The following is a 15,259-nucleotide window of genomic DNA, read 5'->3' on the forward strand; positions in this document are numbered from 1 at the left end:
CGTCGACGCGGGAGGTCCCATGCCCAGATGCAGTATCCGCCGTAAAACCGGCTTCAATCCCGGCCCGAAGCCTTGCTCAAAGCGTTTTCCCGGGTTCCGCGGGTTGTGGCTGGGCCTGCTGTTATCGGGTCAACTGCTCGCAACGGTCCATGCGGCTGCGCCCGAGGCACCCATCGATAAACTGGGGTGGGCTGATCTCACCGAGGCCGCGGCCCAACTGGACCGTCTGCATGCCCTGGTCGTTGCCGTCGACGGAGAGATAATCTACGGACGTGCATTCCGCGGACCTTCCCTGCGTCAGCCCGTCAATATCAAGTCACTCTCCAAGACTGTGCTGTCTGCGGTTGTAGGCGCAGCCATAGACCGGAATGTGCTTGAAAGCACCGATCAGCCGATTACAGATATCCTCGAGGCGCCTGCCGGTGCCAGTCCGCGCTTGCGGGAAGTCACCATTGGCAACCTGCTCTCACTTCAGGCCGGGCTAGAGCGCACCTCGGGACCCAATTACGGCCCGTCGGTCAACAGCGACAATTGGGTCGACTATGCGCTCAGCCGTCCTTTCAAGGCGGAGCCCGGCGGTCGTATGCTGTACTCAACGGGCAGCACCCATCTTCTGTCCGCAGCACTTACAAAGGCCTCCGGACGCAGCACGCTTGAGCTGACGCGGGATTGGCTGGGTCAACCGCTGGACATCCGTATACCATCCTGGCCCCAGGACCCTCAGGGTATTCACTTCGGCGGAAACGATATGCGCTTGTCGCCGCTGGCGCTGGTGCAGATCGGTGAGCTTTACCGCAACGGCGGACAAATGGATGGCGTGCAGGTGATACCCAAGGACTGGGTCAGACAGTCGTGGCAGCCCCGGGGGCAATCGCGCTACACCAGCGATGGCTACGGCTATGGCTGGTTCATCACGCGGCTGGCTGGCCACCGCACCTACTACGGCCGCGGTTTTGGCGGGCAGATGCTTTACGTCATACCCGACATAGGCGTCACCGCTGTAATAACTGCTGACCCGACGCCGCCCTCCCGGCCATACTTTATGCGTAAACTGGACCGGCTACTGGTGGACTTCGTTATACCCGCGCTGGAATGACGCCTGTTCATGCGCCACGGGGGCAGCCGGTGGTTCAGCAGACTCAACCTGCCCAACGCTCATTTTCGCCGCTCGCTCTGCAAGAGAACACAGCCCCATGACCGACTTCACGCCCAGATTCTCGACCCGGCGCCCCTACAACCGAACAGGATCGGACAAAGACGCCAGCGACTTCTCGCTGGCGATCACCGGGATCGGCCGGCTTGAAGATCAACTCGAAAGTGACCGCGGGCGCATCATAAATTCCGCCGCAATCAGACGCCTGCAGCAAAAAACCCAGGTGTTTCCGCTCGAGAGAAACGCGGCCGTTCGCAGCAGGCTGACACACTCCCTGGAAGTGCAACAGACCGGACGCTTCATTACGCGGACGGTATTCAAGAAGCTGGGCAACCGTGCAGCTGAAGTTGGTCTTGCCGGGCTTGAACGGGTAGTCGAAACCCAGGTTGAGATGGCCTGCCTGATGCACGACATAGGCAACCCACCGTTCGGGCACTTTGGCGAGGCGGCAATCTCGAAGTGGTTTGAGGATCACCTGCAGGAACTTGCGCCATTCTCTGCGCACCTTGCGAGCGGTTCCCTGGCTGAACAGTTGCGACTGGAATTGCAGAATTTTGAGGGCAACGCCCAGGCGATCCGTCTTATCAGCAGCCTGCTAAAGCTGAATCTCACCTATTGCCAGACTGCCACCGTATTCAAGTACACCCGGTGCGCCACCGAGCCGAGGCCAGCTGGAAACACGGCCTGGTCTTACCTCCAGAAGAAGCCAGGCTTCTACTATTCAGAACGGCGTTTCGTCGCTGAAATGCAGAAAGCCGTCGGCATGGCGCCGGGCCATCGATACCCTTTTACCTACCTGATGGAGGCCGCTGATGACATTTCCTATTGTCTGGCCGACATGGAAGACGGTGTCGACAAAGGCTTGCTGACGTATACCGCCCTTGCCGCGCTATTGATAGAGGCGTACGAGCAGCGGCACCCGGATGACAAGGACATCGGTTACTTCAAGGGGATGTCTTTTCGGGAGGTCGTGAACTTCGCAAGCGGCCGGGCGGCGCAGGAGCAGATCAACAAGGAACACGAATTTTTTGTCTGGCGTCGTGTGAAGCTCATCCATCCATTGGTAGAGCATGCCGCAGACGTTTTCATAGAGAACCTGGACGATGTCTGCGAGGGCCGGCTGAACCGGGCGCTACTGGAAGACAACTCTCCCTGTCATAGCGTCATCGAAGTCTTCAAGGCGGTGGCGATCCGGCACATATTTTCTGTAGCCGAGGTAGAAACGCTTGAGCTCCAGGGCTACCGGATAATCACGGGCCTGCTGGATCTGTTCAAGCCAGTGCTTCTGTTGCCCAAGGACGATTTTGAGAGACTGATTGATGGGCATCAGAAGGGCATGATGCTTGAGAGCCGGTTATTACGACGGCTGCCCAACAAGCATGTGAGAGCGTACCTTGCGCTTCGCGATCAGGTTGAAGGCGAGCCTGAAGTCTGGGAGCGCTACTGTCGGTGTCGGCTGATACAGGACATGGTGAGTGGTATGACCGATCAGTTCGCCCTTGATGAGTTTCACCGGCTATCGGTAACTGGTCTTTAGTGCACTTTCGCTGGTCTATCCAGGGTTGGAATTGCCTGATGCAGGCATGCCATGCAATACGCCCTTACCGTTGCCCGAAGGTAAACCGATCGCTTACCAGCACCTCACCTTGCGCTCGTTCAGCAAAAGAGTAGCCCGGTGGTCTGCCTTCTGGCGCAACCAGCGGCGAGAGCACAAAACCAGTGTTTTGGACCCGCTTGAAGGGGGCACCATACTCCGCGCTTATTGTCGACCAGTTCACATCTGCAAACGTCTGGGCCCTATGCTTCGGCTCGTTGAATGGGCTGCGCCAATCGAGGCTGGAAGCCGTCACACTCAGGTCGGCATGCGGGGCAAGCCTATCAACAAACCGCGAAGGCCCACCTTGGAGAGGCTTGGCTTGGTGCATCTGAAACGACGGGCTAACAGGGTAAAAAAGCTGGTTTACGGGACGAACATCAATCAATGACAGGAACCTGGCCTGTGTTTGCGTTGCGCGAGCAGTATCATCCGCGTCTTTAGGTAATTTTGCTGTCCCGACCGAAAAAACAGTCGCGCCACTGACCACGACGCCGCAGACGAAAAGACCGATGGCGGCGGCCATCAGCAAAAGCTGTCGCTGGACTAATTTTTCTGGGTCTTTAGCCATTGATCCCGCCCGTTCCATTCATTCCATTCGGTAATTCCCAGGAGCAGCCGACCAGGCCTCTAGCCCGACGACACTCCCCGCGCTGCCCCTGCTACCGGGCTTTCAGCCCGGTCAGTCCTGCATGGCATCCTGACGCTCCAAAGCGCACTGCCAACAAGCTAACAAGCATGCGACGTGCCATAACAGAAGCATTGGGCTTCGACTTGCCTCACCCACGGGCGGACTTGTTGATCCAGGTTATGAACTAACTAGGATTCTACAATCAGCGCCGTTTCAATATAGGTGCTTTCCCTTACCATGTTGGTGAAGCCAACATCGCGCTTTCGCTCACCAACCACGTTAAGGGTATTTTCGTGGGAATTTAAGCCCAAAGCACGTGAAGGTTCCGTAGGGCCAGGTTCATGAACTGCAGAAGAAGCCTACCGCTGATTTATTACACTTCTGCCTGTGTCCGGTCCCTTCCCGCTGCCAATTATGGTTGACCGAACCCGTCTGGGGCGTTTGCGCGCTTCTTGCAGTTCCCATAGAGATCGGCCGTTATCCGATAAAAAAGAGGAGGCGCATTACGTTCTGGGCATTTCCCTTGCTAAACTTGCGCCCGCGTTTTCTGAGCAAACGACCAGATAGGTGAGAACTTGAATCCGGACCCCCTGTTCCCTGCTGCCCCGGGCCCGCTGGACCTGACACGAGCCCCGTCCATACTGTTTTTTTTTGGTCTCTCCGGTAGCGGGAAGTCCTACGTTGGCGACATTATTGGTCGTTATGGGGGATGGGAGGTGTACCACGCGGACGACGACATCACCCCGGAGATGCGGTCGGCGCTTTCCCGTGCCGAGCCCTTTACCGACAAGATGCGGGCCGCTTATATCTCCGCGTTGATAGACAAGATACGTGAACGACGTCTCTCGGCCCCCCGACTGGTCGTCACCCAGGGCGTATATAAGCAACGTCACCGCGACCATCTGTTGGCAAGCGCACCTGATATGGAACTCATCTGGGTGACGGCTCCGGACACACTGATCAATGAACGCATTGCGAGGCGGTCTTCGGGCATCGCGATCGAAAGTGCAGCCGCGCTAAAGGCGGACTTTGAGGTCCCCCCGCCTGGAATCAAAACGATCAGGAACGATGCGGATGACTTGAATATCATCGATCAGCTGAACCGTTTTTTTTCTGCTGAGGCGCCACCAGGCTGAAAATTCTCCAGACATACGCGGGGTCCAAACGACATCGACCAAAGTGCCGCTCCGCCTGCCACTCAGCCCGCTACAGCGCTGCCCCGCTTTGACCAGCGCACCAACTGCGTGCGGAAACGGCGGATGAAGCTCTGCCAGGGCGCACATTCGTCGCTGGAATCGCGCGTCCGGGTCAGCGCTCATTGAGGCTGATCTATTCCCGACGCATACCCGAAGATAGCCACTGAATAACACCGGACTGCACGGAATTAATCCGAATCGAAGCGTTGCAGGGAGAGCTGTCAAGTTGCACCGGACGCAACAGTTGTCATTACGGACAACCTGTCCGTTATCTTACCCAGCCACACCTCGCCCTATCCGGCTGTAACCCTGCGCCAGCCGCAGGTTGCCTTCGACCTGCAGCGGAGACGCTTTCATGCCTGGGCCCTTACTCCGTATCATGGCCGTCGGACTGAGGCAGGTGGCTCCATAGAGCACACGCTTACCCTCGCCCGGGTTCTGCCCGGGGGGGTACGGTCATTGAACTGTCAACTCACAAAAATAAAGGGGGCCGAATGAGCGGCGAAGAGCTAGCCGGCATTATCAAAGTCCAGGTGATCCCCTGGTCTCTCTTTCTGATTATGCTGGGTATGGGACTGTCTCTGATTCCCGACGATTTCCGGCGCGTACTGAAGTATCCGCGGGCGGTAGTGGTCGGCCTGGGTTGCCAGCTTCTGCTTTTGCCGATCATTGGTTTCGCGCTGGCGAACCTGATGCCGCTATCCCCGGAGCTTGCAGTCGGCGTTATGCTGCTAGCGGTTTGTCCGGGCGGAACAACATCCAATCTGTTTGCCCATCTGGGCCGTGGCGACGTCGCCCTGTCCGTAACCTTAACCGCAGTCGCAAGTATCATCACTGTTTTTACCATTCCCTTTATCGTCAATGCGTCGCTCCTCTACTTCCTGGGCGAAACGTCCACCCTGACCTTGCCGGTAGGTCGGACCATACTGACGCTGGTGCTACTGACCATTGTGCCTATTTCCCTGGGCATGCTGATTCGCAACTGGCGCCCCGCTTTTGCGATTCGGGCGGAACCCCACGTGAAGCGCTTTGCGATCCTGGTCCTGGCGGGACTGATTGCCCTGATCATCTTCCAACAGAGGGATGTCGTCATTGATCACCTGATCGCCGCGGGGCCCGTGTCTCTGGTGCTGAACATATCAACCATGGCTGCCGGGTTCGTGATTGCGCGCTGGCTCAGACTGAACCGGGCCCAGAGCCTGTCGGTGACGTTTGAGGTGGGCCTTCAGAATAGCTCGCTGGCCATCCTGCTCGCGGTGAGTTTGTTGCAGAGCTACGAAATGTCCACGACCCCGGCGATCTATTCAATGGTCATGTTTGCGACTGCGGGGCTGCTGGTTTACTGGCTGAATCGCAAAGGGGATACCCCGGACGCCACAGGCAGTCAAGCGCAGTAGACAGATCCAATCCGGGCGACCTTGAGTGTGCCCGGCAACAAATCGCCACAACTATCGATGGTGGCTGCCCCGGCTTCGCCGAACCCCTTCCCGGAGCAAAAGCCGGCCGCCTGATACTTTCGAGACCGCTATTCTTCCGTTCTGTCGGCGATGCTTCCTAAAGTTTTTTGCGTGATCGCCGCTATGCCTATAGCGGTTGCAGAAGCCATCTAATGTAGGAAGTCAAATTCATGTTCAAAACCCTGCTCGAAAATCTTGCGGTTGCTAAAAAGCTGGCGATTGGGTTTGGCATTCTCCTTGTGCTTCTGCTTACCGTCTCCACAGTCAGCCTTTTTTCACTGACAGAGTACAACCACCGGGTAAAAATCGTTGAGCAGGCTAACGCCGCAGAAATTGCACTGCTCGACGCAGAGAGGGATCAGAAGAACTTTCAGATTGAAGGCGATGAGCGTTTTCTCAACCACGCTGTTGAGCTTGTGGATAAGTCAGTCAGCATACTTGGCCCGATGGCTCTCATGATTGCGGAAGTCGGAGACCGGCAGCTGGTGGAGCAGATCGTTGCCGACCTCAAGGCCTATAAGGCGCTCCTGAGGCAGTATGGGATCACTAACGCCTCACAACAGGACCTCATCGCGTCGATTGAAGAGCAAATGGGGGTCGCCGCTAACAGCGCCATTGAAAAAGCCGAGATGCTGAAAAAGCGCGAGCAATCACTGATGGCGGAGCGCTACGACCTTACCGTGGCGGAGATAATTTCCGTAACCGCTATCGCCATTTCAATCGCGGTCTTTATCGCGTGGGGGCTCACCAGGTCCATTACGGGCCCCATAAAAGAGTCGGTTGAGATTGCCACCAAGGTGGCCTCCGGTGATCTTACTCTGCAAATCAGTAGCAAACGTCGTGACGAGTTCGGCCTGCTGCTTACCGCGTTCGCAACCATGACCACGAACCTAAGGGCGCTGGTCCGCGAAATCGACAACGGGGCGGTCAGCATAGCTTCAGCGTCGGAGGAGCTTTCCATCGTAACCAACGAAACCAGCAGAGGCGTGGCTGAACAGCAGTCGCAGACCGATCAGGTTTCCACCGCCATGAACGAGATGGTCGCCACCGTGAGTGAAGTAGCGAAAAGTGCGGAAGCCGCCTTCCAGGCGGCAAACCGCGCCAGCGAAAAATCGGGTAACGGCGAGAAAGCCGTGAAGGAGACGCTACAATTCGTCGCAGAACTGAACACCCAGATCGTCAATGTGATGAAGCAGCTCAGCGGCCTGCAATCCGAGACGAATAATATCGGTACGGTCCTGGACGTCATCAAGTCAGTTGCGGAGCAGACTAATCTGCTTGCGCTGAATGCCGCGATAGAGGCAGCGCGGGCTGGCGAACAGGGCCGGGGCTTTGCGGTGGTGGCTGATGAGGTACGGTCCCTGGCTCAGCGCACCCAAACTTCAGCGAAAGAGATTGAGGCCCTGATCGGCACCCTTGTGGACAGTGCTGAATCATCTGTCGCCAGTATGGAAGTCGGCCACAAGCTCTCAGAGCAGACACTGGAGCGGGCGGAGCTCGCCGGGACCGCTATACAGGAGGTATCCGGAGCGGTTGAAGAAATTCGGCAGCACAACAGCCAGATCGCTACCGCGGCTGAACAGCAGAGCTCGGTGGCGGAAGATATCAACCACAACATTACTCAAATTCGGGATGTCGGCAATCAGTCTGCAGCTTCAACCGAAGAAGTCTCTGCCGCGAGCGCGGAACTGGCGCGGCTTGCCGAAGGACTCCGAACGCAGGTGGCACGGTTCACCGTCTGAATCAAACGCAACGGAAGTTCGGTAGTTACGGTGGTTAGCTGTAATAGATAGCGCCGGGCTTTTCCCGAATTTAAGCGTCGTCATCCAACTCGCACAGGGCTGTTTACCAGCCCATCTTTTTTGTGCCCCTCTTCGGCTCCGCGGCAATGGGGTCTTCTGGCCAGGGGTGCTTCGGGTAACGCCCGCGCTGCTCTTTTCGAACCTCGTGGTAACCAACTCGCCAGAAACTTGCGAGGTCAGAGGTTATGGCCAGGGGGCGTTTTGCCGGCGACAACAGGTGAACCGTGATCGGTATCCGGCCGCTCGCCACATGCGGGGTTTCTTGCCAACCAAACAGGGCCTGCAGTTTAACCGCAAGCACGGGACCGTTTTCGGCCATATAATCCAGCCTTACGGACTCACCCGTGGGAATGGTCAAGCGCGAGGGCATTTCAGTACTGAGCAACTGTTGCCGGGAATACTCCAACTGGGATTCCAGCGCAGTAAGCAGGCTCACTTGCTGCAATCCTCGCCAGTCGCTCACACCCGCCAGAAAAGGACCCAGCCAGATCTCAAGGCGCTGTAACAGAGCCTGATCACTGACGTCGGGCCAGCGCTCAGGTTCCAGCGCATGCATGTGTCGCACGCGGGCGCACCACTGGTGTGCCATGTCGGTCCACGGCAAACTCTGGAGCCCCCTCTCCCGAACAGCGGCGATGAGTGCCCGCTCAACCTGCTCGGGCTTCGGTCCAGCCAGGGGTGTCCGTTCCAGCACATGGGCACCCAGCCGCTTTACTCGAGCAGCAGTGACCGTTCCGCGGGCCTCGTCCCACTGGCTCTCATCCGTGACGGTGAGCTGATGTGCCAGATCGGCTTCCAGATCAGTCCGGTCAAGCTCAGCGGCAAGGTAGATCAGGGACTCGCGGGCGCGTCCGTCAAGATCTGCGGCAACCAGCCACTCATGCTGGCCCAAGCCATCTTCCTCGCGCAGCGTGGCGCCCCGGCCGTTGCTGAGCAGATAACGATGATGGCTGCCCCGGCGACGCCGGGCGATACGGTCCGGATATGCCTGGGCCAGCAGGCGACCTAGTGGCGCCGTTTGGTCCAGATCTTTCGCGGCAAGGGAGGGCAGCAGCTTCTGGCTGTCCCGGTGCAGGCCCTGCAAGCGGAACCTGTCGAGGCCGGGAGCCTGGTACTCTCCGGCAAGTGCCTGCAAACGGTAACTGATATTGGCCCCCGCCCGGGGGCCGAGTAGGTCGCGATCACCCAGTAGCGCCGCGAGCCGCGCTGCAGTCACCGGGTAGCCCATCTCGCGCCCCCGTATCACCATGTGAGCCAGACGCGGATGGATCCCAAGTTCGCGGGCCGCCCGACCATGATCAGTAATGGCTCCCTTCTGATCCAGCAGTCCCAGCCATTGGAGCGTCTTCACCGCTTGCGTCCAGTTTGCGGGCGGAGGCGGGTCGAGCCACATCAGGTCGCCCGGGTCGCGCGCCCCCCATTGCGCCAGCTCCAGCGCCACCGGCGCAAGGTCGGCCTCAAGGATCTGCGGCGCAGTGAACGGCGCCAGCCCCTGCTGCTCCGACTCACTCCACAAGCGATAGCACACGCCGGGCTCGGTGCGGCCTGCCCGCCCTTTACGTTGGTCAGCAGCAGCTTTTGATACACGCCCGGTGGTTAACCGCTGCATGCCACTGTTAGGGTCGAACAATGCCCGCCGGGCCAGGCCCGAATCAATCACAACCCGCACGCCTTCGATGGTCAGGCTGGTTTCAGCGATGGCGGTAGCTAGCACAACCTTGCGTTCGCCGGGCGCTGCGGGCCGGATCGCTCGGTCCTGGTCGTCGCCTTTCAGGGTTCCGTATAGCGGTGCCAGACAGGTGCCCGGTGCCAGGCCAGGACGCAGCATTCGCTCAACCCGCCGAATCTCCCCCGCACCGGGCAAAAACACAAGCACGGAGCCCGGCTCCTGGCTCAACACCTCGCGGATCGCCGCGACAACGTGCTCCAGCTTGTGGCCAACGCCGGAATTGACTGGTGCGGGACGGTAACGGACCTCCACCGGGTAGGCCCGCCCCTCGCTCGTTAAAACCGGAGCACAGAGCAGCTCGGCCAGAGGGGCGGTGTCCAGGGTGGCTGACATGACCAGGATGCGCAGGTCTTCACGTAATACCTGCTGGGATTCACGCACCAGCGCCAGGCCCAAATCTGCCTGTAGCGAACGCTCATGGAATTCGTCGAACACTACAGCCGCATAGGCGTCCAGCGCGGGTTCCTGTTGGATCAGCCGGGTCAGAACGCCCTCCGTCACCACTTCGAGCCGCGTCTCGCGGGATACCTTTGTGTCCAGGCGGGTGCGATACCCGACCGTCTGACCAGGTCGCTCGCCGAGTTGCCTGGCCATGTAGGCAGCAGCGGCACGGGCCGCAATGCGGCGCGGTTCAAGCATCAGGATGCGCTGTTTTCCGGCCCAACGGCTTCGCAGCAAAGCGAGGGGAACGCCAGTCGTCTTGCCGGCGCCCGGCGGCGCTTGCAGGAGCACGGTGGTGCTGCTTTCGAGGGTGGCAAGCAGTTCTGGAAGCAGGTCATCAATGGGCAGCATGGGCGCGATTATGCCCGAATCCGCTGCATCAGTATGCTGCATTGATGATGTCGGGTCGTCGATTGAGCTGGCCCTGGCCTTTGCGCGCAGAGAAGGGCTAGCCCTCTCTGCCGGGCTTTTACCTGTCAGGCGGCGTAACAACCCACTCCGGATCCTCGAATTCGCCGATCACCCGGATGTCGCAGAACGGCGCCGCGCTGCGAATGATCTCCGCAACCCTGGGGTCGTGTTTGCCCTCCATGGCGTCGCGTTCGGCCTTGCTTTCCCAACTGGCGATTGCGACAAGGACGTTGGGGTCGCCGATCTTCCGGTGCAGCTCCGTTCCGCGCGCGCCCGGTGCGCTTTGGATAATTTCGCTGGCCCGAACCCAGGCATCTGCATAGTCTTCCGCCGTATGGCCATCCTTGATGTGGACTTCAAACAGGAATTTCATGGTGCCCTCGGTTTTGCATCAGTTATGCATCAGTTATGCATCAGTTATGCATCAGTTTTATAGATAAGGTACACGGCCTGTGCAGAAGTGCTCTCCGTTTAACCAAGGCCAGTTTTGCCCAAGCGGTCTCAGGTTCCGCAGAAGGTATTGGCAACCACCTGTTCTGGTCGCGGTGGTGATGCCAGCCGCGCATCGGCGGCGTCGTAGCGGTAGGGCTGGCCCAACCTGTCCACCAGCCGGTGAAATGGCTCGAGATCGCCCGAGTCAACGGCAGCACGGATGACTTCCTCTACCAGGTGGTTGCGGGGGATAAACGCAGGATTAATTTCCAGCATACCCCGGCTGACCTCAACCGGATCGCGCCCGTCCCGCTCGAGGCGTTCCCGCCATTGCTCAAGCCAGGACTCAAAGCTTTCCGGTAACTGATAGAGCGAAGCAACGCTATCAGAAGCGCCACCTTCGCCCGCAGTCTCTGGCTCGGCCGGATGGGTTGCCGCGACCTCGGCCAGGCGGCGAAAAGTCAACGTGTAGTCAGCTTCAGAGTCCGCCATCAGCGTCAATAAGGTGGAAGCCAGCTTTTCACTTTCGGCATCGTGCTGATTCAGGCCCAGTTTTCTGCGCATCAGCTCACCGTACGCCGCCTCGTAGCTGCGGACAAAACCATCGAGTGCCTGTTGCGCGGCTTTAACAGCGGCGTCCTGGTCCTCATCCAGCAATGGCAGCAGCACCCGTGCCAGCCAGGCGAGGTTCCACTGGGCAATACCGGGCTGGTTTGCAAAGGCATAGCGCCCGTTGACATCGATCGAGCTAAAGACCGTATCGGGCTGGTAATTATCGATAAAAGCGCAGGGACCATAATCAATGGTTTCGCCAGACACCAGCATGTTGTCCGTGTTCATGACGCCATGGATGAAACCCAGTTGCTGCCACTGGGCGATGAGCTTGGCCTGCCGGTCAAAAACCGCTTCCAGCAACGCAACATAGGGCCGAGCGGCCCCGGCCGTTGCAGGATAATGCCGCTGAATCACATGGTCGGCCAGCGTACGAATGGCTTCAAGATCGCCCTGGCCCGCGAAATACTGGAACGTACCAATACGGATATGACTGCTTGCGACCCGCGTGAGTATGCCACCCTGCAGTGGCCGTTCACGCATCACCGACTCACCGGTCGTCACAGCGGCCAGACTACGGGAGGTGGGCACGCCCAGTTGCGCCATGGCCTCGCTAACGATGTATTCGCGCAGTACCGGACCCAGGGGTGAGCGTCCATCTCCGCCACGGGCGTAGGGCGTACGTCCGGCACCTTTAAGCTGGATATCATAGCGGCGCCCTTTCGCATCAAGGACTTCCCCCAGAAGGACCGCACGGCCGTCCCCCAGTCTCGGATTCCAGCCGCCAAACTGGTGGCCGGCATAAACCGTAGCGATAGGGTCGGAACCCGCGGCGAGGCGATTGCCCGCCAGCACCTGAAGCCCGTCCTCAGATTCGAGCCAGGCGACCGAAATCCCAAGCTGCTCGGCCAGGCCCCGATTGATCCGGATCAGTGCAGGCGCTTTCACCGGCGTTGGCACTTGAGCGGAGAAAAACCGGTCCGGCAAACGACGGTAGCTGTTGTCGAATTTTGGGCCGTTTGCTTGTGTCATGAATACTCCGGTATCGGTTAGGAAGCTGTCCGGTAAATAACCTCTCCAATACGAGACGCTCAGTCAACAGAAAAGACGTCGATGCGTGACACTCTGCTTCGGCGGTCAACCATTCGCTTAATCATCATATACGAACATATGTAAAGAGACCGGAATTCGGCGCGAACAGCGCCTTTTGCAACGGACGTTCAATTCATAATAAAAACCCATCGCCAGCCCAGCATTTCCGATAATTAATTTAATAGAAAGCGAATCAGTTAGCACATATGTTAAAAATCCGAAACATAACCGTATATGTTTCCAAGCCTCGGATGAAACTCAGTTTTTCAGAACAACCACAGTCACTATCAGTGCCGGTGCATGGTCTTGAGTTAGACTAGTCCGGGCTTTGCCTTTATGGTTGTTATTGATGAGTCGAGTTAGCTGATAGATGAATCAAACCAATGGATTTATATTGGCAATAAGTAGTTCACGCAAAACGCGCTCAAACGGCGCTTACGAATGAACACGCTAATAAAAACATCATGGGGAAGATGGTGGCACATTCTCAACAGAGCGTTGCCGCGGCGAAGCGCAACCAGCTCAGGTCCGCAGCCGGCCGGTCGTGGGACGCGACTACCGGGAAAATCAGATCCGCCCTTGGTCGCGTAGCATCCGCTGCTGTCGCCCGCGAGGTGAACCCAGCCTGGTTCGGCTACCGGCGAATCCTTCACGAGACGGTGCCCGACTACTTTAAGCGTCGGGGCGAAAATGCCCAGGCAGGTAGTTTCACAACGGTACACCGGGAAAACGTAGCCCGGCATCCCCTACCCCGCAATTTCAGCTCACGGGATGAACTGCCGGATGACCAGGGCTGGTGGGGTTACTCTTTCTGGGACGTTCCGCAACGCAGGAGCAGTGAGACGTTTATTGCCACCTTGCCGGATTGCCTGATCACCTGGTACCGGGACCCGAGTAAGGCCGACGACTTCTATCCCGCCATTTTGAACCAGGATCGCCGCGCTTTGATGATGCGCGAGGTACGCTTCCGCCCATTACATGCCGAGACCCTGCGGAGCGCACCCAGACCCGTGCGTCTGAAACGCGCCACCTGGTTTATTGAGCGGGTCTACCACAACCACTCCCATTGGCTCACGGCCCACCTGCCCAAACTGCTCCTACTGCGCGAACGCGGCATGCTGGGCCAGGTGCTGCTGCCGCCCGACCGCAGTCCAGCCATCGACGGGTCGTTGCGTATGCTGGGCCTCGCGCCGGAAGACTTCCAGACCTACGACAGCTCCCGCCCGCTTGCCGTCGATGAGCTGACGATTGTCGGAACCGATCGCTTTCGTCCCGAGCTGCTGCGCCTGATCCCGGAAGCCTACGGCGTTAACGAAGCAGCACAGCCTCACCGAAAGGTTTTCATCAGTCGCCTTAAAGCAGCGCGGCGGCGCCTCGTCAACGAAAACGAAGTCTGGCCCCTGCTGGAGCCGCTTGGGTTCGAACGTGTGTTCATGGAGGAGTTGTCGTTCGAAGCGCAGGTCCAGCTCATGCGGGAAACTGCGGTACTGGTGGCTCCCCACGGTGCGGGCCTGACCAATATGGTGTTCTGTCCAGAAGGTGCCCGAATCGTCGAGATTGCAGACCTCGGCTTTCCCAACCCCAACTTCTATGCGGTGGCTTCAGCGATGGGGCACAACTACTGGCTGGTTCAGGCTGAGTCAGAAGGTGACGTCCATCCCCTGGAGAAAGACCTGCGGGTCGACCCGGCGGCGGTCGCAGAGATACTGCCTCAACTTACAGGGTCCCAGAAGGCATGAGCAGGACGTCTCCTGGGACCATTCACTTAACTGTTGCGATGAGTTGACCATGCGCGAATTAACACAACAGCCCGGCATCAACCTGCTACGTCAGGCTTACCGCACGCTGCGACGCGTCAAGCAGTGGCCAGCGACCCAACGCAACCCCTACAACGTGCTACGGACCTATGGCGGCTATAGCGCAATCGGTGCAGCGCTACGTATTCTGAGAACCCGGCTCTGGCCGAGAGGCACGGTACTCTTTTACCCGGGTACGCCCAGCCATTACCAGATCATCTACAAGCTATGCACCCTTTACGGTTACCGGATGCACTCCACACCCGATCGTCCATACGATCTGGTGTTCGCGCACGAGGGCTCAACGGTTTTCCCGCAAAAGCTGTTCGATGACTTTGGCTCGGCCAAGGTGATTAACCGCAACGCAAAGGACATTTCAAAAAAACAGGTGGAGCAGGCGTTCGGCGAAGTCTTCGGTTACAGCATTGGTATAGATCCTGCGACACACGAAGGCCTGGCGCTTCGCAAATCCAATGACAACTACACCCACGATGGTGAGATCGTTAGCTGTCCCTGCGAGCCAGAGGAGGACAGCCGGATCACTTACCAGCGCTACATCGACACGGCAACGGGAGACGGCTTTTTCGCCGAGCTGCGAGTGTCCGTCTACCAGGACGTGATACCGGTTGTCTGCCCCAAGTTCCGCGCAGATAGCCCCGAACGTTTCAAAGTGGTGGCACGCTCGGAAGTCGCGGACCCGGGCGACCACCTTTCCACCGACGAACAGGACAAGATTCTGCAGTTGGCTCGGAAGATGGGCGTCGACTACGGCGAGATGGACGTGATGCGGGACAACAATGATGGCCGCATTTACGTTGTGGATGTAAACCGGACGCCAGCGGGGCCGGTATCCGGCCTGACCCCTAAACAGACCCGGGAAGCGCTGGGCCGTATGCGTCCTGCGTTCGAGCGACTGGTCAGGTCGGCCACAAAATGATCGCGGGCGTGCCTCACGAAAACCCTCCAGGGATTG

General features: G+C 58.6%; 11 protein-coding genes. 7 read left to right on the plus strand and 4 right to left on the minus strand.

The window, feature by feature from the left end; genetic code table 11:
- The first annotated feature begins 19 nt into the window (after positions 1 to 19).
- A complete protein-coding gene (locus tag soil367_RS12635) occupies positions 20 to 1,096 on the plus strand; it encodes a serine hydrolase domain-containing protein (protein ID WP_136549431.1) in 1,077 nt (358 codons plus the stop codon).
- A 97-nt stretch (positions 1,097 to 1,193) separates the two neighbouring features.
- On the plus strand, positions 1,194 to 2,690 hold the full coding sequence (gene dgt / locus soil367_RS12640; RefSeq protein ID WP_136549432.1) for a dGTPase: 1,497 nt from the start codon (positions 1,194 to 1,196) through the stop codon (positions 2,688 to 2,690).
- A 64-nt stretch (positions 2,691 to 2,754) separates the two neighbouring features.
- Here dgt and soil367_RS12645 read toward each other — a convergent pair whose 3' ends face one another.
- Positions 2,755 to 3,318 carry a hypothetical protein gene (locus soil367_RS12645; protein WP_136549433.1) on the minus strand — a complete coding sequence of 188 codons (564 nt, stop codon included), beginning with the start codon at positions 3,316 to 3,318 and terminating at the stop codon, positions 2,755 to 2,757.
- 635 nt (positions 3,319 to 3,953) lie between these two features.
- Between soil367_RS12645 and soil367_RS12650 the strand changes: the two genes are divergently transcribed.
- The 3 genes from soil367_RS12650 (at position 3,954) to soil367_RS12660 (ending at position 7,773) form a co-directional block, all read left to right on the plus strand.
- Positions 3,954 to 4,514, plus strand: coding sequence for an AAA family ATPase (locus soil367_RS12650; RefSeq protein WP_216642714.1), 561 nt, complete (start codon positions 3,954 to 3,956; stop codon positions 4,512 to 4,514).
- A 554-nt stretch (positions 4,515 to 5,068) separates the two neighbouring features.
- Positions 5,069 to 5,971 carry a bile acid:sodium symporter family protein gene (locus soil367_RS12655; protein WP_136549434.1) on the plus strand — a complete coding sequence of 301 codons (903 nt, stop codon included), beginning with the start codon at positions 5,069 to 5,071 and terminating at the stop codon, positions 5,969 to 5,971.
- Positions 5,972 to 6,201: 230 nt separating this feature from the next.
- Positions 6,202 to 7,773 carry a methyl-accepting chemotaxis protein gene (locus soil367_RS12660; protein ID WP_136549435.1) on the plus strand — a complete coding sequence of 524 codons (1,572 nt, stop codon included), beginning with the start codon at positions 6,202 to 6,204 and terminating at the stop codon, positions 7,771 to 7,773.
- A 103-nt stretch (positions 7,774 to 7,876) separates the two neighbouring features.
- Here the strand turns inward: soil367_RS12660 and hrpB are convergent, their stop codons facing one another.
- The 3 genes from hrpB to soil367_RS12675 form a co-directional block, all read right to left on the minus strand.
- Entirely contained in the window at positions 7,877 to 10,396 is a 2,520-nt protein-coding gene (gene hrpB / locus soil367_RS12665) for an ATP-dependent helicase HrpB (protein ID WP_246065295.1), read from the minus strand.
- 76 nt (positions 10,397 to 10,472) lie between these two features.
- Positions 10,473 to 10,787, minus strand: coding sequence for an antibiotic biosynthesis monooxygenase family protein (locus soil367_RS12670; RefSeq protein ID WP_136549436.1), 315 nt, complete (start codon positions 10,785 to 10,787; stop codon positions 10,473 to 10,475).
- 128 nt (positions 10,788 to 10,915) lie between these two features.
- Positions 10,916 to 12,430 carry a protein adenylyltransferase SelO gene (locus soil367_RS12675; protein ID WP_136549437.1) on the minus strand — a complete coding sequence of 505 codons (1,515 nt, stop codon included), beginning with the start codon at positions 12,428 to 12,430 and terminating at the stop codon, positions 10,916 to 10,918.
- A gap of 533 nt (positions 12,431 to 12,963) precedes the next feature.
- Between soil367_RS12675 and soil367_RS12680 the strand changes: the two genes are divergently transcribed.
- Positions 12,964 to 14,229 (plus strand): glycosyltransferase family 61 protein, encoded by a 1,266-nt coding sequence (locus soil367_RS12680; RefSeq protein ID WP_172962340.1) that lies wholly within the window; start codon positions 12,964 to 12,966, stop codon positions 14,227 to 14,229.
- A gap of 49 nt (positions 14,230 to 14,278) precedes the next feature.
- Positions 14,279 to 15,223 carry a hypothetical protein gene (locus tag soil367_RS12685; RefSeq protein WP_136549439.1) on the plus strand — a complete coding sequence of 315 codons (945 nt, stop codon included), beginning with the start codon at positions 14,279 to 14,281 and terminating at the stop codon, positions 15,221 to 15,223.
- Positions 15,224 to 15,259 lie beyond the last annotated feature (36 nt).

This window comes from Hydrocarboniclastica marina, from assembly GCF_004851605.1.
GTDB classification, from domain to species: domain Bacteria; phylum Pseudomonadota; class Gammaproteobacteria; order Pseudomonadales; family Oleiphilaceae; genus Hydrocarboniclastica; species Hydrocarboniclastica marina.